This window comes from Burkholderia anthinoferrum, assembly GCF_002925705.1.
Taxonomy (GTDB): domain Bacteria; phylum Pseudomonadota; class Gammaproteobacteria; order Burkholderiales; family Burkholderiaceae; genus Burkholderia; species Burkholderia semiarida.
Genome location: NZ_LFZP01000003.1, coordinates 35,146 through 53,990, shown reverse-complemented (window position 1 = coordinate 53,990; position 18,845 = coordinate 35,146). Strand labels below are relative to the sequence as shown.

The 18,845-nt window shown below is 65.1% G+C and carries 19 protein-coding genes; 9 read left to right on the top strand and 10 right to left on the bottom strand.

From position 1 onward, the window contains the following. Positions 1 to 54: 54 nt before the first annotated feature. Both C5F75_RS01495 and ada read right to left on the bottom strand, forming a co-directional pair. Complete coding sequence (locus C5F75_RS01495) at positions 55 to 1,014, bottom strand: DNA-3-methyladenine glycosylase family protein (RefSeq protein ID WP_060010883.1); 960 nt, start codon at positions 1,012 to 1,014, stop codon at positions 55 to 57. Continuing rightward, on the bottom strand, positions 1,011 to 2,102 hold the full coding sequence (gene ada, locus C5F75_RS01490; RefSeq protein WP_099316939.1) for a bifunctional DNA-binding transcriptional regulator/O6-methylguanine-DNA methyltransferase Ada: 1,092 nt from the start codon (positions 2,100 to 2,102) through the stop codon (positions 1,011 to 1,013). Before ada ends, C5F75_RS01495 begins: the two co-directional genes overlap by 4 nt. 429 nt (positions 2,103 to 2,531) lie before the next feature. On the opposite strand from ada, the gene C5F75_RS01480 reads away from it, so the two are divergent. Beyond that, complete coding sequence (locus C5F75_RS01480) at positions 2,532 to 2,945, top strand: VOC family protein (protein WP_059573587.1); 414 nt, start codon at positions 2,532 to 2,534, stop codon at positions 2,943 to 2,945. Between the two features lie 21 nt (positions 2,946 to 2,966). On the opposite strand, the gene C5F75_RS01475 is transcribed toward C5F75_RS01480, so the two are convergent. From C5F75_RS01475 to speG, 3 genes are all read right to left on the bottom strand, one after another. Further along, positions 2,967 to 3,521 (bottom strand): YaeQ family protein, encoded by a 555-nt coding sequence (locus tag C5F75_RS01475; RefSeq protein WP_059573586.1) that lies wholly within the window; start codon positions 3,519 to 3,521, stop codon positions 2,967 to 2,969. Positions 3,522 to 3,711: 190 nt separating this feature from the next. Then, on the bottom strand, positions 3,712 to 4,059 hold the full coding sequence (gene sap1, locus C5F75_RS01470; protein ID WP_059573585.1) for a surface attachment protein Sap1: 348 nt from the start codon (positions 4,057 to 4,059) through the stop codon (positions 3,712 to 3,714). Positions 4,060 to 4,549: 490 nt separating this feature from the next. Beyond that, positions 4,550 to 5,107, bottom strand: coding sequence for a spermidine N1-acetyltransferase (speG, locus tag C5F75_RS01465; protein ID WP_059573584.1), 558 nt, complete (start codon positions 5,105 to 5,107; stop codon positions 4,550 to 4,552). Positions 5,108 to 5,256: 149 nt separating this feature from the next. On the opposite strand from speG, the gene C5F75_RS36645 reads away from it, so the two are divergent. From C5F75_RS36645 to C5F75_RS37070, 4 genes are all read left to right on the top strand, one after another. Then, positions 5,257 to 5,427 (top strand): hypothetical protein, encoded by a 171-nt coding sequence (locus tag C5F75_RS36645; RefSeq protein WP_006489933.1) that lies wholly within the window; start codon positions 5,257 to 5,259, stop codon positions 5,425 to 5,427. 115 nt (positions 5,428 to 5,542) lie between these two features. Next, positions 5,543 to 5,791, top strand: a complete 249-nt coding sequence (locus tag C5F75_RS01460) for a DUF2795 domain-containing protein (RefSeq protein ID WP_060010879.1) — start codon at positions 5,543 to 5,545, stop codon at positions 5,789 to 5,791. 109 nt (positions 5,792 to 5,900) lie between these two features. Continuing rightward, a complete protein-coding gene (locus C5F75_RS01455; RefSeq protein WP_060010877.1) occupies positions 5,901 to 7,259 on the top strand; it encodes a sensor domain-containing diguanylate cyclase in 1,359 nt (452 codons plus the stop codon). A gap of 149 nt (positions 7,260 to 7,408) precedes the next feature. Next, positions 7,409 to 7,534 (top strand): hypothetical protein, encoded by a 126-nt coding sequence (locus C5F75_RS37070; RefSeq protein ID WP_256097665.1) that lies wholly within the window; start codon positions 7,409 to 7,411, stop codon positions 7,532 to 7,534. Between the two features lie 300 nt (positions 7,535 to 7,834). Here C5F75_RS37070 and mnmE read toward each other — a convergent pair whose 3' ends face one another. Further along, positions 7,835 to 9,229 (bottom strand): tRNA uridine-5-carboxymethylaminomethyl(34) synthesis GTPase MnmE, encoded by a 1,395-nt coding sequence (mnmE, locus tag C5F75_RS01450; protein WP_059646140.1) that lies wholly within the window; start codon positions 9,227 to 9,229, stop codon positions 7,835 to 7,837. 348 nt (positions 9,230 to 9,577) lie between these two features. Here mnmE and C5F75_RS01445 point away from each other — a divergent pair, with 348 nt between their 5' ends. Beyond that, positions 9,578 to 10,009 (top strand): helix-turn-helix domain-containing protein, encoded by a 432-nt coding sequence (locus tag C5F75_RS01445; protein ID WP_060010875.1) that lies wholly within the window; start codon positions 9,578 to 9,580, stop codon positions 10,007 to 10,009. Between the two features lie 103 nt (positions 10,010 to 10,112). On the opposite strand, the gene yidC is transcribed toward C5F75_RS01445, so the two are convergent. The 4 genes from yidC to rpmH all read right to left on the bottom strand — a co-directional run bounded on the left by yidC (position 10,113) and on the right by rpmH (position 12,736). Continuing rightward, positions 10,113 to 11,774 carry a membrane protein insertase YidC gene (gene yidC, locus C5F75_RS01440; RefSeq protein WP_060010873.1) on the bottom strand — a complete coding sequence of 554 codons (1,662 nt, stop codon included), beginning with the start codon at positions 11,772 to 11,774 and terminating at the stop codon, positions 10,113 to 10,115. An 8-nt stretch (positions 11,775 to 11,782) separates the two neighbouring features. Further along, positions 11,783 to 12,049 carry a membrane protein insertion efficiency factor YidD gene (yidD, locus tag C5F75_RS01435; RefSeq protein ID WP_006750110.1) on the bottom strand — a complete coding sequence of 89 codons (267 nt, stop codon included), beginning with the start codon at positions 12,047 to 12,049 and terminating at the stop codon, positions 11,783 to 11,785. A 75-nt stretch (positions 12,050 to 12,124) separates the two neighbouring features. Then, a complete protein-coding gene (rnpA, locus tag C5F75_RS01430; RefSeq protein ID WP_059573578.1) occupies positions 12,125 to 12,586 on the bottom strand; it encodes a ribonuclease P protein component in 462 nt (153 codons plus the stop codon). A gap of 15 nt (positions 12,587 to 12,601) precedes the next feature. Then, positions 12,602 to 12,736, bottom strand: coding sequence for a 50S ribosomal protein L34 (gene rpmH, locus C5F75_RS01425; RefSeq protein ID WP_004198824.1), 135 nt, complete (start codon positions 12,734 to 12,736; stop codon positions 12,602 to 12,604). Between the two features lie 421 nt (positions 12,737 to 13,157). Between rpmH and dnaA the strand changes: the two genes are divergently transcribed. The 3 genes from dnaA to gyrB all read left to right on the top strand — a co-directional run bounded on the left by dnaA (position 13,158) and on the right by gyrB (position 18,678). After that, positions 13,158 to 14,735 carry a chromosomal replication initiator protein DnaA gene (gene dnaA / locus C5F75_RS01420; protein WP_053524377.1) on the top strand — a complete coding sequence of 526 codons (1,578 nt, stop codon included), beginning with the start codon at positions 13,158 to 13,160 and terminating at the stop codon, positions 14,733 to 14,735. 170 nt (positions 14,736 to 14,905) lie between these two features. Continuing rightward, positions 14,906 to 16,012: a DNA polymerase III subunit beta gene (gene dnaN, locus C5F75_RS01415; protein WP_006756934.1), complete on the top strand. Its 1,107-nt coding sequence runs from the start codon at positions 14,906 to 14,908 to the stop codon at positions 16,010 to 16,012. A 191-nt stretch (positions 16,013 to 16,203) separates the two neighbouring features. Then, positions 16,204 to 18,678, top strand: coding sequence for a DNA topoisomerase (ATP-hydrolyzing) subunit B (gene gyrB / locus C5F75_RS01410; RefSeq protein ID WP_060010871.1), 2,475 nt, complete (start codon positions 16,204 to 16,206; stop codon positions 18,676 to 18,678). Positions 18,679 to 18,845: the final 167 nt, after the last annotated feature.

The window sequence follows — 18,845 nt, the reverse complement described above, 5'->3', positions numbered from 1 at the left end:
CGCAACGGGTTGCGGCACTGCCTGCTGGCGGTCGCACCCGGCCGGCCGCCGCAGTTACCCGCCGCGCGCGCCGCCCGCCCGGTCGGCCACTTCGTTCCACAGATGCAGCGCCGCATACGCGCGCCATGGCCGCCAGCCTTCGGTGCGGCGCTTCTGGCTGGTGAGCCGGTCGAGCGCCGGGTCGCGCGCGGCGATCGACTGCATCAGCACCAGATCGGATGCCGGCCACGCATCGGGGTCGCGCCACGCGCGCATCGCGATGTATTCGACGGTCCACGGGCCGATGCCGGGCAGATCGAGCCACGCGCGGCGCAGCGTCGCGAGATCGGCATGGGCGCGATCGACCGGCACGTCGCCGGCCGCCACCGCGCGCGCCACGCCGGTCAGCGCCGCCACGCGCTTGCCGGGCATCCCGATCTTGTCGAGATCGCACGCGGCCAGCGCGTCGGGCGTCGGGAAACGCCACGCGGGCGCGCCGTCGCCTTCATGAATCACGCGTTCGCCGGCCCGTTCGACGAGCCGGCCGACGATCGTCGTCGCGGCCTTCACGCTCACCTGCTGGCCGACGATCGCGCGCACGGCCAGCTCGAACCCCGACCATGCGCCCGGCACGCGCAAGCCCGGCGCGGCCTCGACGAGCGGCGCGAACCATGGATCGCGCGCGAGCCCGCCGCCGATCGCGGCCGGATCGGCGCCGAGGTCGAACATCGTCGCGACACGTGCGGCGAATGCGTCGTCGACGTGACGCGCGACCGCCCCTTCGACGGTCGCGATCAGGCAGTGCTTGCGCGGGTGCTTCGTGACGGTGAGCCGGCCGGCCTCGCCGTGCAGATCGACGATGCGGCGATACGCGCCGCCGGCCACCTGCTCGACGCCCGGAATCGCGCGCCCGCTGAAGAAGCGCAGCACGCGCGCCCAGTCGTACGGCGCCTTGTAGCGCAGTTCCATCTGCGCGGACGGCGGCACCGGGCCGCCGTTCGCGACAGACGTGATCGTTATCGTGTCGATGCTCAAACCGCACTGCCCTCCGTCTCGGCTTTGGCTTCATCGTTGTGAACATGGCGCGCCTCGGCCGCGAGCAGCGTCGCCTTGCGGCGTACGCCCCAGCGATAGCCGGCGAGCACGCCGCCCTTTTGCACGACGCGGTGGCACGGGATCGCGAGCGCAACCGGATTCGACGCGCACGCGGACGCGACCGCCCGTACCGCGCGCGGCGAGCCGAGCGCCTCGGCGATCTCCGAATAGCTGCGCGTTTCGCCGTACGGGATATGCGTCAGCGCTTCCCACACGCGCTGCTGGAACGCGGTCGGCGCGATGTCGAGCGGCAGGTCGAACGCGTGCCGCGTGCCGTCGAGATACGCGCGGATCTGCGCGACGAACGGCGCGAGCCGGGCCGACGATTCGACGAGTTCGGCCCGCGCGAACGCGCTCTTCAGCTCGACGACGAGCGACGCCGCGTCGTCGCCGAACGCGATCCGGCAGATGCCCTGTTCGGTCGCGGCGACGAGCACCGTGCCGAGCGACGTCGACGCGGTCGCGTAGTCGATCCGCAGGCCGGCGCCCTGGCGGCGAAACGCGGACGGCGCCATCCCGAGCTCGCGCGACACCGACGCATAGAGCCGCGACGGCGAGTTGAACCCCGCGTCGACGGCCGCCTGCGTGACCGGCTGGCCGTCTTGGAGCGCCTGCCGCAGCGCGGCGCCGCGCTGCGCGGCCTGGTACTGCCGCGGCGACACGCCGACCACGCGCTTGAAGAGCCGCTGCAGGTGGAACGGGCTCACGTGCACGGCGTCGCTCAACTGCTGCAGCGTGAGCCGCTCGGCGTGCGCGTCGAGCACCGCGCACGCGCGATTGACGATTTCCAGCTCGCGCGGCAGCCCTTCCGGCTGGCAACGCTTGCAGGGCCGGAAACCGGCCGCGCGCGCGGCCGCCGGATCGGTGAAAAAGGACACGTTCTCGCGGCGTGGCTGCCGCGACGCGCAGGTCGGGCGACAGAACACGCCGGTCGTGCTGACGCCATAGAAGAACGCGCCGTCCGCGTGCGGATCGCGCTCGGTCACGGCGCCCCAGCGGGCATCGTCGGTCGGATAGGCGGTTTTCATCTGAACCTCGCACTCTCTAGTGTAGATGGTGCCTACTCTAGCCATCGGCACATGCCGTCGCGCCCTGGATCTTGCTCTGTGATTCGTGTCGGCGAATCGGGGCCACATCCATAGGGATAAATGCGACGAAACGCGCGCGGCGGCTGCTCGCGCGCCGTTTCCGTCATCGTCCCGTCACCGTTTTGCTGCAGTGCGGATGCGACAAATCGCCGTCCTGACGTTTTTTTGCAATCGGAATATTGCGTCGCACCATCGCCGTGTGTATAGTTGGAACTGTCTCCTCCATGTCTCCTCCTGATATGGATTAAGCCCGTTCCGCTCTGCGCGAACGGGCTTTTTTTCGTCCGTCGATTGTGCCGCGTTCCGGCCGGCAGCGCAGGCGCGATGCGTCTACACTCGATGCTCGTCGACTGCGAAGGAGTCCCGCCCATGAAGCCCACCATCCGCGGAATCGATCACATCGTGCTGCGCGTGACCGACATGGCGGCCATGACGCGCTTTTACTGCGACGCCGTCGGCTGCCATGTGGAGAAGGAACAGCCCGATCTGGGCCTCGTGCAACTGCGAGCCGGCGATGCGCTGATCGACCTGCTGACGGTCGGCGGCCCGATCGACCGCCCCGACAGCGGCCCGCCCGGCGCCGGGCGCAACCTCGACCATCTGTGCCTGCGCGTCGAGCCGTTCGATCCCGACGCACTGATCGCCCATTTCGCCGCGCATGGCGCGCGGCCCGGCGCGCCGGCCGAACGCTACGGCGCCGGCGGCTACGGGCCGTCGATCTACCTGTTCGATCCCGAAGGCAACATGGTCGAATTCAAGGGGCCGCCGGCCGCGCTCGGCTGAACGCGGCCGACGCGCGAGCCGTTACGCGTCCGCGCGCGCCTTCAGCACCGCCCACTCGACCGCGACCGGATCGTGGTCCGCGCTCGAGATCCATGCGGCGCCGTCCTGCACCGTGCACTGCAGGCGCATCGTGCGCGCCGCGAGCCGCCCGAGCGCGGCCGCGACGCCGTCGGCGAGCGACAGCACCTGCACGTTGCGCAGCCGTTCGACCTTGCTGCGCACGCCCTGCCACCAGATATCCGACGTCTTGCCGCCGTACGCGATCACCGTGACCTGCCCGGCACGCCCGGCCGCCTTCGAGATGCGCCGTTCGTCGGGCTGACCGGCCTCGATCCACACGTCGATCGCGCCCGTCAGGTCCTTCTGCCACAAGTCGGGCTCGTCGACGTCCGACAGCCCCTTGCAGAATTCGAGCCGCTCGTGCGCGAACAGCGCGAACGCGACGATGCGCACCATCATCCGTTCGTCGGTTTCCGACGGATGGCGCGCCACCGTCAGCGCGTGATCGGCGTAGTAATGCCGATCCATGTCGGCGATTTGCAATTCGGCTTTGTAGATCGTGGATTTCAGCGCCATGCGGATACGGCCCGGGCGGGCATTCGGTTCGGTCGGGCCGTGATGATACCGAATGCGGGCCGTCCGGCGCGCGTCATGCGCGCCCCACAGCGCAACGGCCCGGCATTGGGCCGGGCCGCGTTCGGTTCGCGCCGCCGGCTCGTCGGGCCGGCGCGCTCGCGCGTCGTGCGACTGCGCGGGGAATGGACGGTTACTGCTTGACGAAGCGTGAATCGGCCCAGAGGCCTTGCTGGTCGCTGTTGTCGGCGCTGACGAACTGCACGTCGCCCTGATCGACCGACACCACGCGGAAGCGCTGGCCTTCCGGCACCGACAGGCAGCGGAAGTCGTCGAAATACTGCTGCTTCGCCTGCGACTTGCCGTCACGTTCGTGACTCAGTACGGAGTCCAGATTGTCTTTCGACAGGCAACCCCATGCGTTCTTCGTCAGTTGGATTTCCTGCTTCGGCTTGACGGCCGAATCGCCGCCGGCCTGGGCAATCGACACCGCGCAAAACGCGCCGACAAGGGCAAAAAGGACACCGGTACGCTTGATCATGTTCTGTCTCCAGGCTTGCGGGCACCAGGCTGGGTTAGCTATGTGTTTAAAGGTGATCGTGAACCCGCGTTTTTCACTTTAGAAGACCGGCAAACGATAGCAAGCACATTTGTTGTGCGACCGCAATAGCGGCGGATTGTCGCACCCCGTGCGCGGCCCGCTTTTCGCGGGCGGCGCGCGTCCGGCAAACGCTGCCGAATCGCGGACGGGCCCGCGCCGCCCGGCGGAAAGCGTTATCCGACAAGGCTTTCAGCGAAGTTACAATGCGGCGATTGAACGGTTTGGATAATCCATTTCGCTATTCGGCTCATTTTGATGCGTTGCACATAAAGTCATCCAAAATGATTCGACTTTTACCGCAGCGCGGCAGCGCCTTTACCCGATACAAGAAAAATGCCAGATATAGGCGCATCCGTATTTATCCGTAGGTCGCCGCCTCTATTCGGCGCGCTCGGTGCCCCGTCGCAAGCGCATTTCGTCCGTGTGGTGTTTACCCTGCTTTATTCAATCCGGTTTGCTGGCGCTCGAAATAATCGCGCTGGAAGATGCACATGCGATAAGCGTTGTGATACGCGCCATTTCCGAAAAATTCTTCCTTCAATTCGGCTTCGTGCTGGAATCCGCATTTCTCGTACACGTGGATCGCGGCCGCATTCGACGTATCGACGATCAGGTACAGCTTGCGCATGTTCAGCACCTTGAACGCGTATTCGATCGCGAGGCGCGTCGCCTGGCCCGCATAGCCGCGCCCTTGGCACTGCGGCGCGATGATGATCTGGAACTCGCCGCGGCGGTGGATGTAGTCGAGCTCGATCAGCTCGACGAGGCCGACCAGTTCGTCCCGCGCATCGACCGCGACGAAACGGCGCTCGCGCTGATCGTGCACGTGACGGTCGTACAGTTGCGACAGTTCCGAGAAGGTTTCGTACGGCTCCTCGAACCAGTAGCGCATGATCTTCGCGTCGTTGTTCAGCTCGTGGACGAAGCGCAGATCCTGGCGTTCCAGCGGCCGTAGCGCGAGCGTGTGGGTATCGTTCTGAAGTTGCATGTTGGTGTCCTTTTTGATGTCGCCGCATGCGCGGAATGCCTGCGGCGCGGCCGCGTTCCGGCCCGTTTCGCACTGTAAGAAATTGAACGCGGGCGAAGTTCAGAGCCTAGAATGGGAACAAGGGTTCCTGCCACCGCAAGGAGGCTATCGTGATCGAGCAAGTCATCCTCGGAATTTTCCTCGTGCTGCCGCTCGTCATCGTGGCTGCGCTGTTTTCCGACGAACTCTGGCAGGAGCATCGTCGCCAGCATCCGCGCGACGAGAACGCACCGCACATCGACTGGAAGCATCCGTGGCGCCGCGTGCGACGCGGGCATTGACTTCGATCATCGTCGATCCGCCGCATGCGCAGGGCCGGCCACCCCAGGCCGGGTAACATGCGGGCACGACCCTTGCGCTTCGATCCGATTACCGCCCCACCCGCGAGACACCGACGTGAACGACAAGCCCGCCCTTCCTCCGCACGATATCCCGAACGAAACGATCGACCTGCAGATCGCCGATGTGCTGGCGGCCGTCTGCTATCCCGCGAACAAGGATGCGATCGTCGATGCCGCACGCGACGCCGGCGCCAGCAACGAAGTGCTGGCGATGCTCGACGGCCTGCCCGAACAGGACTACGCGGACGTCGACGCCGTCACGCGCTGGATTGCCGGCAACTTCGGCCCGGGGCTCGGCATTTGAGCGGATGCCAATAACGCGATAGGATCGGGCCGCACCGGTCGCGCCGCGATCGGGGAGCGCGCCGCCCGGCGCAAGATCGGGCGTTTCGCGCGCGTGCCCGGGGGACTCCATGGAAGGCATCCTGATCCAGCACACGACGCAACGTCAGCTGTGGTTCGGCGCGCTGACGGCGCTCGTCATCCTGCTCACGCTCGGGATCGCCGTGCCGCACGCGAACGTCGCGCTGCCGGCCGTCGAGCCGTTCATGCCGATGTGCGCGCTCACCGTGTTCACGACCGCGAGCATCGCGGCGTTCTTCCTCGGCGCGCAGTTCACCGTGACGCGCCAGCCCATGCTCGGTGCGCTCGGCGGCGCCTATGCGTTCACCGCGCTCGCCGTCGCGCTGCAGTTGCTGACCTTTCCCGGCGTGTTCGCGCCGCACGGCCTGCTCGGCGCGCGCCCGCAAAGCGCCGCATGGATGTGGGTCTTCTGGCATGCCGGCTTTCCGTGCTTCGTGATGGCCGCGCTGTTCGCGCGCGAGCGGCTGACGCGCGCGCCGGTCGGTGCAAAAGAAACACGCCGCTGGACGCTCGCGCTCGTCGGCGGCCCGGCCGTCGCGGCGGCGCTCCTGTGCGTGCTCGCGCTGAACGTGTCGCTGCCGCCCGCGTTCCATCCGCCTCGCGACGCGGCCGTGCTGCCCGTCAACGGCACCGCGCTCGTCGTGTGGATCCTCAACGTGCTCGCGCTCGTGGCCGTGCTGGTCACCGGCCGGCTGCGCACGACGCTCGACCTGTGGCTCGCGATCGCGGTGCTCGCGTGCCTCACCGATACGACGCTGAACCTGCTGTCCACCCATCGCTTCACGCTCGGCTGGTATGTCGCGCGCGTGTTCAGCATGTTCACGCCGGGCGTGCTCGTGTGCGTGCTCGCATGGGAAGTGACGATGCTGTATCAGCAACTGTTCGAAGCGCACGCGACGCTGATTCGCTCGTCCGCGCGCGACGGGCTCACGGGTGCGTTCAACCGCAGCCACTTCAACGACCATTTCCATACGCTGTTCCTGCAGGCGCGGCGGCAGGGCGAACCGCTGTCGCTGCTGATGGTCGACGTCGACCACTTCAAGGCGTACAACGATGCGTTCGGTCACGTGAAGGGCGATGCGTGCCTGATCGCCGTCGCGAATGCACTGGTCGGCGCGGTGCGGCGGCCCACCGATATCGTCGCGCGCTACGGCGGCGAGGAGTTCGCGATCGTGCTGCCGAATACCGGCGCGCACGGTGCGCGGGTGGTGGCCGACGAAGCGCGCGAAGCCGTATTGCGGCTCGACCTCGCGATGCCCGATTCGCCGGCCGGGCGCGTGAGCGTCAGCATCGGCTGCGCGACTGTGTCGGCCGACGACCTGTCGACGCCCGACGCGTTGATCGAGGCCGCCGATGCCGCGCTGTATCGGGCGAAGGATACGGGGCGAAACCGGGTCGTCGTCGCCTGAAACGTCTGCTGTTTGGCTAATTGTTACGGTCATTTTGACCGGAATAATCCGCCGTTACGGATTGCGGCGCGGGGATACGATCGCTTACAGCCTCGGCCGGAGCCGCTCGCTATGCTGGGTTTCATATTGAATCCGAGCAGGTGAACGCGATGAAGAAGGCCCTTTTGCTGATTGCCGGCGTCGCCGTGTTGTTGAGCGGCTGTATCGTGGTGCCTGACGGTGGCGGGTATTACGGTGGGGGTGGGTATTATCACCATCATCGTCATTGGGATTGATGCGGGCGAAGGTCCGGACATAGCGATCCGGGCCTGCGTGCGATCCAGCCGGCGTGATCGACATCGTTGAGATCGCCGTATGCGCCATACGATGCCCAGGCTCACGGCGTGTGCCAGATCCGGATCCAGTGCGCGCCGTCTATTTGTTTTGACGCGCGGATTCGACGTTGTGATATTTACCGGCCAGCGGATTTTATGACAGGCCGAGCAATGCAAACGGGGAAGCGATCATGAGCGCGTTTCTCGTTCAAAGACGCATGACGCGCCACGAAGGACTCTCGAACTTCAAATGCGCGAGCGTCACTTCCCGATACAAAACCTGCTGAAAATCACCCCCAGCAGATCATCCGACGTGAACTCCCCGGTAATCGCATTGAGCTGCTCCTGCGCGAGCCGAAGCTCTTCGGCAAACAGATCGAGCGACTGCGCGCGCTGCTCCGCATGATCGGCCGCCTGCGCGAGATGTTCCTGCGCGGCCCGCAGCGCGATCAGATGCCGCTCGCGCGCGAGATACACGCCCTCGGCCCCCGCCTGCCACCCGGCGATCCGCAGCAGCTCCGCGCGCAGCATGTCGATCCCGTCGCCGCGCTTCGCCGACAGATGCACCTCGGTCAGATCGCCTTCCGCCGCCGGATGCTCGACGCACGCCGGCACGCCGGTCAGATCCGTCTTGTTCAGCACGCGCACCACCGGCACGCCGGCCGGAAACCGCGCCGCGATCGTTTCGTCGTCCGGCGTCATCCCCGTGCGCGAATCGAGCAGATGCAGCACGACGTCCGCGCGCTCGATCTCGCTCCACGTGCGCGCAATGCCGATCCGCTCGACCTCGTCCTCCGTCTCGCGCAACCCGGCCGTATCGATGATGTGCAGCGGAATCCCTTCGACCTGGATCGTCTGCGCCACCTTGTCGCGCGTCGTGCCGGCGATCGGCGTGACGATCGCCAGCTCGGCGCCCGCCAGCGCATTCAGCAGCGACGACTTGCCGACGTTAGGCTGCCCCGCGAGCACGACCGACAGCCCTTCGCGCAGCAACGCGCCCTGCCGCGCATCGCCGAGCACGTGCGCGAGCTGCGCGCGGATCTTCGCGAGCTTGCCGCGCGCGTCGGCCGCCTCGAGGAAGTCGATTTCCTCCTCCGGAAAATCCAGCGTCGCCTCGACCAGCATCCGCAGCGTGATCACGTCGTCGACGAGCGCATGGATCTGCCGCGAGAACGCGCCGTCGAGCGAACGCCCGGCCGAGCGCGCGGCCGCCTCGGTGCTCGCCTCGATCAGGTCGGCGACGGCTTCGGCCTGCGCGAGATCGAGCTTGTCGTTCAGGAACGCGCGCCGCGTGAACTCGCCCGGCTCCGCGAGCCGCAGCCCGAAGCCGCGCCCCGCGTCCAGGCAGCGCTGCAGCAGCAACTGCATCACGATCGGCCCGCCGTGCCCCTGCAGCTCGAGTACGTATTCGCCCGTGTACGAATGCGGCGCCGGGAAATACAGCGCGATCCCGCGGTCGAGCGGCGCACCATGCGCGTCGAGAAACGGCACGTAGCTCGCATGACGCGGCGCGAGCTTCTGCCCGCACAACGCGTCGATCAGCGGCAGTGCGGCCGCCTCGCCGCCGCGCCCGAACGACACGCGGACAACGCCAATGCCGCCCCGGCCGGCGGCGGTGGCAATGGCGACGATCGGATCGGAATCGGTAGCGAGCATGGGAATCGGACGAATCTGGGGAGTCTGGGAAATCGGCGAGTAGTCGGTGCGCCGGCGCAACAGTTCGCGGATCGGAACGCCGGCATTGTAGCGTGTCGGCACCCGCGCCACCGGACGCGACGCCGAATTCGGACTCGCCCGAATTTATCCCGACGGGGATAAGTCGAGTATCAGTACCCCGTGCTGGCATACTCTTCGTTTCGGACAAGTATGCCTGCTGGCGGGGGCGGACGATTTGCCCCTCAATTCCGCCAATGTGCCCGTACGAGGCCGGGATTCGTCTGAACAGGATACGTTTATCCTATATGGTTGTCTTAGAAACGTCGGCCGAATTGCACAATCTCTCCCATGCCGACACCCGAAGAAAAAGCCGCGTTCTCGGAACGCCTGAAGTTCGCCCTGCGGCGCAGCCCGGAGAAGGTCACCGGCGCGACGGAACTGGCGAACCGATTCAATCTGCGCCATCGCGGAGCCCAGCCCGTTTCGCCGCAAACCGCGCACAAATGGCTGACGGGCCGCACGATTCCGACGCCGGACAAACTCGCGACGCTCGCCGACTGGTTGCGCGTCGAAGTCCACTGGCTGCATTACGGCCCGTCGCCGAGCGTGATCGAACACGCGACGCCGCAACCGCTGCCGCGCGACGAGCACTATCCGCCGACGCCCGAGACGATCGAACTCGCGTCAAAGATCGAAGCGTTGTCGCCGCATCATCGCTACCTCGTGCAGGAGTTGGTCGAGCAGTTCTACGGCGACGTGGGCGAATCGAAGAAGGGCTGAGCCGGGATCGGACCAGAAAAGCAAAAAGCCGCACGGTCATGAACCATGCGGCTTTTTTTTGCGTGCATCGCGAGCGGCGAACCGCCCGCGAGTACGACTGGCGTCAGGCCGGCTTCTTCTTCACGCCGCCGAGCTTGCGCGTGATGTAGTACTGCTGCGCGATCGACAGCACGTTGTTCACGACGTAGTACAGCACGAGGCCGGCCGGGAAGAAGAAGAACATCACCGAGAACGCGATCGGCATGAACTTCATCATCTTCGCCTGGACCGGATCCGGCGGCGTCGGGTTCAGGCTCGTCTGCACGAACATCGACACGGCCATCAGCACCGGCAGGATGAAGAACGGATCGCGCTGCGACAGGTCGTGAATCCACAGAATCCACGGCGCGCCGCGCATTTCGACCGACGCGAGCAGCACCCAGTACAGCGAGATGAACACCGGAATCTGGATCACGACCGGCAGGCAGCCGCCGAACGGATTGACCTTCTCGGTCTTGTACAACTCCATCAGCGCGGCGTTCATCTTCTGCGGATCGCTCTTGAAGCGTTCGCGCAGCGCCTGCATGCGCGGCGTGATTTCCTTCATGCGCGCCATCGACTTGTAGCTCGCCGCCGACAGCGGGAAGAACACGGCCTTGATCAGCACCGTCAGCAGCACGATCGCCCAGCCCCAGTTGCCGACATAGCCGTGGATCTTCTCGAGCAGCCAGAACAGCGGCTTCGCGATGATCGTCACCCAGCCGTAATCCTTCACGAGCTCCAGGCCCGGCGCGATGCCTTCGAGCATGCGCTCTTCTTCCGGACCGGCGAACAGGCGCGCCTGCACGTCGGCCGACTGGCCCGGCGCGATCGCGGCGACCGGCTGCTCCACACCGATGCGATAGAGCGACCCGTCAAACTTCTTCGCGTAGATGTCGCGCTTCGCCCCTTGTTGCGGAATCCACGCCGACGCGAAGTAGTGCTGCACCATCGCGATCCAGCCGTTGTCGGCAGAGGTCTCGAAGTTCGCCTTATTCTTGTCGAGATCGCTGAAGTCGATCTTCTGAAAGTGCTTCGCATCCGTATAGACCGCCGGTCCGAGGAACGTATGCGAGAACATCGGCGTTTCGACCGGCGTGTTGTCGCGGACGAGCTCCATATAGAGCCTCGGCGTGACGGGCGCCGTGCCGACGTTGTCGATCTTGGTGTCGACGCCGATCACGTAGCTGCCGCGCGTGAACGTGTAGGTCTTGATCACCTTCACGCCGCCCTTCACCGGCGATTCGAACGACAGCTTCAGCGTGTTCTGGTCGCCCGTCAGCGACGTCGAGCCGGGGTTCAGCTGCGTGTAGACGTCGGTGTGATTCGGGAAATCGCCGCCGACGAGGCCCGTACGTGCGAGATACGTGTGGCCGGCCGTGTGGTCGAACAGCGTGATGTACAGGTCGGGCTGCTTGCCGTCGCCCTGCTTCTTCAGCGTCAGCTTCGCGAGCGTGCCGCCGCGCGTGTCGATTTCGCCGTCGTACACGTCGGTCGAGAACTTCACCAGCTGCGCCTGCGCGGCCGGTGCCGTCGTCGACGGTGCGGCGCCGGCCGCGGCGGCAGGCACGTCACCTGCGGTCGTCGTCGCGCCCGTGCCCGATGCGCCGCCGGCGGCGGCCGGGGCCGTCTGCGTGGCGCTCGGGAAGAACATCGACGGGCGTCCATGGTCCCGCTGCCAGTTGTCGTACAGCATGACAGCTGACATGAAGAAGATCACCCATAGGACGGTGCGTTTGATATCCATGCGTTGTCTCAGAGTCGATGGGACCGCGCGTCGGCTTCGCCGCGAGCGCGAGTGTCGGAGTTGGGCGGCGGGACGAGGTCGATGCCGCCCGCGGAAAACGGATGGCATCGGCACACGCGCCTGACGGCGAGATACGTGCCGCGCGCGGCGCCATGATACTGGATTGCCTCGCGCGCGTAATCCGAACAGGAAGGATAAAAACGGCACCGGTTGCCGAGCATCGGGCTCACGGCAACCTTGTAGAAGCGCAGCAAGGCGATCAATACCGTTTCCATACCTTGGGCGGCGCCGTACGACGCCGCGTCAAAACCGGCCGGGCGGGCGCGAACGCCGCACCGGGCACGGATGCGTCACTCGGACGCGGGCTTCGACGCGCGGCGGGCGATTTCCCGGGCTGCCCTGTCGAGCAGCTCGCGGATCTCGGCCGCGCACATCGCCGCGAGCGGGGCGGAAGCCGCGCTCGGCAGCGCTTTCTTGTCGAAGCGCGTGTGCTGCCGCAGCAGCAGGTCGTAACCGGCGAATTCGGCGCGGCGCAGGCGGAACTGATCGCGCGCCAGCCGCTTCACGAGGTTACGTGTGACTGCCCGCGGCGCATACTTCTTGCCGATGACGAGCCCCAGGCGTGCGGGCTGACCGGTCGGCTTGCCGTAAATCACGAAGTGCGCGGAGCGCCGCCAGGGGCGCAAACGAAAAACGGATGAAAATTCATCCGTTTTCAGAAGTCGCGCAGCTTTCGGGAAGGCGGCTTTCGTCTGCGACGGATTCGCACCCGGCTCGACGGCACCTTCCGCAGGACTGCGGACGGCGGACACAGCGCGCAACCTGCCTTAGATGGCGAGGCGCTTGCGGCCCTTCGCGCGGCGAGCGTTGATGACCTTGCGGCCACCTGCCGTCTTCATGCGGACACGGAAGCCATGGGTGCGCTTGCGGCGCGTCACGGACGGTTGGTAAGTACGTTTCATGATGTTCTCACTTGTTCGAGAATGTCGAAATTCAGGGGACCGCGTGCCCTTAACCGGAGGCATTCGGGCGAACGCAATCGCCGAGAATACAGGATTGGTTTTCGCGGAACCCGCTATTTAAACCGTTTTTCCGTTGACGGTCAATACTTTACGCGTCGTTCGCCTGTGCCGGCCCGCCCCGATCCGGCCCCGCGGCCCACAAACACAGCCTGTGGATAAGTCCCGCTGTGGCCGCGTTTGGCGTTAGAATCTCGCCTTATCTCCAAGAATCCCGCACGCCGCTTCGGCTCGCGCCTGCCCCGCCAAGACTGTGACGCAGGCGTCCGACGCACGCTCGCACGACCGCTTCGGGCCTTGTTGCGCGACCGCGACAAGGGCGCCGGCGAGCCGCGCTGTGCACGCAAAAAACGACAGTTACTTGATGAACGATTTCTGGCAACACTGTTCCGCACTGCTGGAGCGCGAGCTGACGCCCCAGCAGTACGTGACGTGGATCAAACCCTTGGCCCCGGTGGCCTTCGATGCGTCGGCGAACACGCTGTCCATCGCCGCGCCGAACCGCTTCAAGCTGGACTGGGTCAAGAGCCAGTTTTCGGGCCGGATCAGCGATCTGGCCCGTGAATTCTGGAACACGCCGATCGAAGTCCAGTTCGTCCTCGATCCAAAGGCCGGCATGCGCAGCGCCGCGGCAGGCGCCGCACCGGCCGCGCCGCGTGCGCCGCTGGCGCCGAGCGGCCCGGCCGCGACGGTCGCCGCGATCGCCGCCAACCTGACCGCGAATGCCGCCGCCGCGCCCAGCGCGCCGGCCGACGTGCCGATGACGCCGTCGGCGGCCGCCGCACACCACCTGAACGCCGACGACGCCGACATCGACCTGCCGAGCCTGCCCGCGCATGAAGCAGCGGCCGGCCGCCGCACGTGGCGTCCGGGCCCGGGCGCCGCACCCGCAAACGGCGGCGAAGCCGATTCGATGTACGAACGTTCGAAGCTGAACCCGGTGCTCACGTTCGACAACTTCGTGACCGGCAAGGCGAACCAGCTCGCGCGCGCCGCCGCGATCCAGGTCGCGGACAACCCGGGCATCTCGTACAACCCGCTGTTCCTGTACGGCGGCGTCGGCCTCGGCAAGACCCACCTGATCCACGCGATCGGCAACCAGCTGCTGCTCGACAAGGCCGGCGCGCGAATCCGCTACATCCACGCCGAGCAATACGTGTCGGACGTGGTGAAGGCGTACCAGCGCAAGGCGTTCGACGACTTCAAGCGCTACTACCATTCGCTCGACCTGCTGCTGATCGACGATATCCAGTTCTTCTCCGGCAAGTCGCGCACGCAAGAGGAATTCTTCTACGCGTTCGAGGCGCTCGTCGCGAACAAGGCGCAGGTGATCATCACCAGCGACACGTATCCGAAGGAAATCTCGGGCATCGACGATCGCCTGATCTCGCGCTTCGACTCGGGCCTCACCGTCGCGATCGAGCCGCCGGAGCTGGAGATGCGCGTCGCGATCCTGATGCGCAAGGCGCAGTCGGAAGGCGTGAATTTGTCGGAAGACGTCGCGTTCTTCGTCGCGAAGCACCTGCGCTCGAACGTGCGCGAGCTCGAAGGCGCGCTGCGCAAGATCCTCGCGTATTCGAAGTTCCACGGCCGCGAGATCTCGATCGAGCTGACCAAGGAAGCGCTGAAGGACCTGCTGACCGTGCAGAACCGGCAGATTTCGGTCGAGAACATCCAGAAGACCGTCGCCGACTTCTACAACATCAAGGTCGCGGATATGTATTCGAAGAAGCGCCCCGCGAACATCGCGCGGCCGCGGCAGATTGCGATGTACCTCGCGAAGGAACTCACGCAGAAGAGCCTGCCGGAAATCGGCGAGCTGTTCGGCGGGCGCGATCACACCACCGTGCTGCACGCGGTGCGCAAGATCGCCGACGAGCGCAGCAAGGACGCGCAGCTCAACCACGAGCTGCACGTGCTGGAACAGACGCTGAAGGGCTGAGCGCGCGCACCGCGCTTGATAATTCGGCCTCCGCCCCAATTTAAGGGGGGCGGTTCGGTTTTGAGGCACAATACTGGTTTGACCGCCCCGGTGGTGGCGGGCCAAGAGCCCGGCCGGCGGGGCGCTGCGTGGCTGCTGCGCTGCAGGCCGTTACTCAACGAAGGAACTCTATGCAACTGGTCAAGACCGAACGAGACACCCTCCTCAGGCCGCTGCAAACGGTCAGCGGCATCGTCGAACGCCGCCATACGTTGCCGATCCTCGCCAACCTGCTGATCACCAAGAACGGCCCGGACGTTTCATTCCTGTCGACCGACCTGGAGCTGCAGATCACCACGCGCGCCGATTTCGGCGTCGGCGGCGACCAGGTCGCGACCACCGTCGCGGCGCGCAAGCTGCTCGACATCCTGCGTGCGATGCCTGACGGCCAGGTCACGCTGTCGCTCGCCGACAAGCGCCTCACCGTTCAATCGGGCAAGAGCCGCTTCGCACTGCAGACGCTGGCGGCCGACGAGTTCCCGACCGTCGCGCAGGCCAAGGATTTCGGCGCCACGCTCACCGTCCCGCAGAAGTCGTTCCGCCAGTTGCTCGGCATGGTGCACTTCGCGATGGCGCAGCAGGACATCCGCTACTACCTGAACGGCATGCTGCTCGTCGTCGACGGCGACCAGCTGATGGCCGTGGCCACCGACGGCCACCGCCTCGCGTTCTCGTCGATGAAGCTCGAAGGCGGCACGTTCGGCCGCCAGGAAGTCATCGTGCCGCGCAAGACGATTCTCGAGCTGCAGCGCCTGCTCGAAGACATCGACGACACCGTCACCATCGACATCGCGCAAACCCAGGCCAAGTTCACGTTCGGCCAGGTCGAGCTCGTGTCGAAACTCGTCGAGGGCAAGTTCCCCGACTTCCAGCGCGTGATCCCGAAGGCGCACAAGAACACGTTCGAGATCGGCCGTGAAGAGCTGCAGCGTTCGCTGCAGCGCGCGGCGATCCTGACCTCGGACAAGTTCAAGGGCGTGCGCTGCATCATCGCGCCGGGCCAGCTGAAGATCATGTCGACCAACGCCGATCAGGAAGAGGCGCAGGAAGAACTCGAAATCGCCTACCAGGGCGATACCGTCGACATCGGCTTCAACGTCACGTATCTGCTCGACGTGCTCGCGAACCTGAAGGTCGACACCGTGCAGGTGAGCCTCGGCGACGCCAGCTCGAGCGCGCTGATCACCGTGCCCGAGAACGACGAGTTCAAGTATGTCGTGATGCCGATGCGCATCTGACGCGCTCGACATCGCGACACACACCAGGGGGCGGCAAGCCCCTTTGGCGTTTTTATGGCGAACCGACAACCCGCCCTTTTGATGCCGTTTCGGCACCTGGGGCGGGCCAGGAAACTGGAGCGGCCCGGCGATTTCTCGCTGAAACGCACCGCGCCGCCACGAGAGTGGCCCCGCAGAACCGGAAGATATCCATGAGTGAACAGCACAATTCGCAACCCGATAACAGCAGCTACGGCGCCTCGTCGATCCAGATCCTCGAAGGTCTGGAAGCGGTGCGCAAGCGCCCCGGGATGTACATCGGCGACACGTCGGACGGCACCGGTCTGCACCACCTCGTGTTCGAGGTGCTCGACAACTCGATCGACGAAGCGCTGGCCGGGTACTGCAACGACATCCACGTGACGATTCACGCCGACAACTCGATTTCCGTGGTCGACAACGGCCGCGGGATTCCGACCGACGTGAAGATGAACGACAAGCACGAGCCGAAGCGCAGCGCCGCCGAGATCGTGATGACCGAGCTGCACGCCGGCGGCAAGTTCGACCAGAACAGCTACAAGGTGTCCGGCGGCCTGCACGGCGTGGGCGTGTCGTGCGTGAACGCGCTGTCGAGCTGGCTGCGCCTCACCGTGCGCCGCGACGGCAAGAAGCGTTTCATGGAGTTCCACCGCGGCGTCGCGCAGGATCGCGTGATCGAAGTGGTGGACGGCGTGGAAGTGTCGCCGATGCTCGTGACCGGCGACACCGAGAACCGCGGCACCGAAGTGCATTTCATGGCCGATCCGACCATTTTCGGGACCGTCGAGTATCACTACGACATCCTCGCGAAGCGGATGCGCGAGCTTTCGTTCCTGAACAACGGCGTGCGGATTCGCCTCACCGACCTGCGTTCCGGCAAGGAAGACGATTTCGCGTTCGCCGGCGGTGTGAAGGGCTTCGTCGAGTACATCAACAAGACAAAGACCAACCTGCACCCGACCGTGTTCTTCGCCAACGGCGAGAAGGACGGCGTGGGCGTCGAAGTCGCGATGCAGTGGAACGACAGCTACAACGAAAACGTGCTGTGCTTCACGAACAACATTCCACAGCGCGACGGCGGCACGCACCTGACCGGCCTGCGGGCCGCGATGACGCGCGTCATCAACAAGTACATCACCGACAACGAAATCGCGAAGAAGGCGAAGGTCGAGACGACCGGCGACGACATGCGCGAAGGGCTGTCGTGCGTGCTCTCCGTGAAGGTGCCGGAGCCGAAGTTCAGCTCGCAGACGAAGGACAAGCTGGTTTCTTCCGAGGTTCGTGCGCCGGTTGAGGAAGTTGTGGCGAAGGCATTGGAAGAGTTCCTGCTGGAAACGCCGATCGACGCGAAGATCATCTGCGGGAAGATCGTTGAGGCCGCGCGTGCGCGTGATGCTGCTCGGAAGGCGCGTGAGATGACGCGTCGGAAGGGCGTGCTCGACGGCGTCGGCCTGCCGGGCAAGCTCGCGGACTGCCAGGAGAAAGACCCGGCGAAGTGCGAAATCTACATCGTCGAGGGTGACTCGGCAGGTGGGTCGGCCAAGCAAGGGCGCGACCGCAAGTTCCAGGCGATCCTGCCGCTGCGCGGCAAGGTGCTGAACGTCGAGAAGGCGCGCTACGACAAGCTGCTGTCGTCGGAACAGATCGTCACGCTCGTGACCGCACTTGGGTGCGGGATCGGCAAGGACGATTACAACCTCGAGAAGCTCCGCTATCACCGCATCATCATCATGACCGACGCGGACGTCGACGGTGCGCACATCCGGACGCTGCTGCTCACGTTCCTCTATCGCCAGATGCCGGACATGATCGAGCGCGGGTACGTGTATATCGCGCAGCCGCCGCTTTACAAGATCAAGGCGGGCAAGGACGAGCGGTATCTGAAGGATGACGTGGAGCTCAACGCGCATATGCTGCGGTTGGCGCTGCAAGGGTCGGAGCTGGTGCCGGGTGAGAATGCGGCGGCGATTTCGGGCGATGCGCTTGGGGAGTTGGCGCGGTCGTATTTGCTGTCGCAGAGCGTGATCGAGCGGTTGAGCCGGTTGTATGACCCGGCCGCGCTGGAAGCGGTCATGGACGGCGTGGTGATTGATCTTTCCAATGAGGAGTCGACTGAGGCTTCGGCTAAGGCGCTGCATGCTGCATTGCATGATGAAGCGCTGAAGAACGAAGTGCGGGTTGTGCCTTCGTATGACCCGGTTCGCGAACAGCGGGCGCTGCATGTCGAACGGACACATCACGGCAATGTGCGGGTTTCGGTCATCGACCAGGAATTCCAGCACACGGCGGATTATCAGCAGCTTGTGACCACCGCGAATACGTTCAAGGGGCTTATTGGAGAAGGTGCGGTCATCAAGCGCGGTGAGCGCAGCATGGCCGTTACAGATTTCAAGAATGCGATGAAGTGGTTGCTTGCAGATGCAGAGCGGAACGTGTCGAAACAGCGTTATAAGGGTCTCGGCGAAATGAACCCTGAGCAGCTGTGGGAAACGACGATGGATCCGGCGGTGCGGCGACTGCTGCGTGTGCAGATCGAGGATGCGATTGCGGCAGATGGGATCTTTACTACCCTTATGGGGGATGAGGTCGAGCCGCGGCGAGCATTTATCGAGTCCAACGCGTTGCGCGCGGGTAACATCGACGTCTGACGCATATTAATTTGTCGAGTGACACATTAAGTGAAAAATATGCCACAAATGTTGAAAATTGACGACGGAATAAATGAAAATCCTCGAGAGAGAGGTCCGATCGCTGTATAGCATTCTCTGACGGCGCCTGAACAGGTCGAAAATGAGCTGATGTGGCGCGTCAGCCG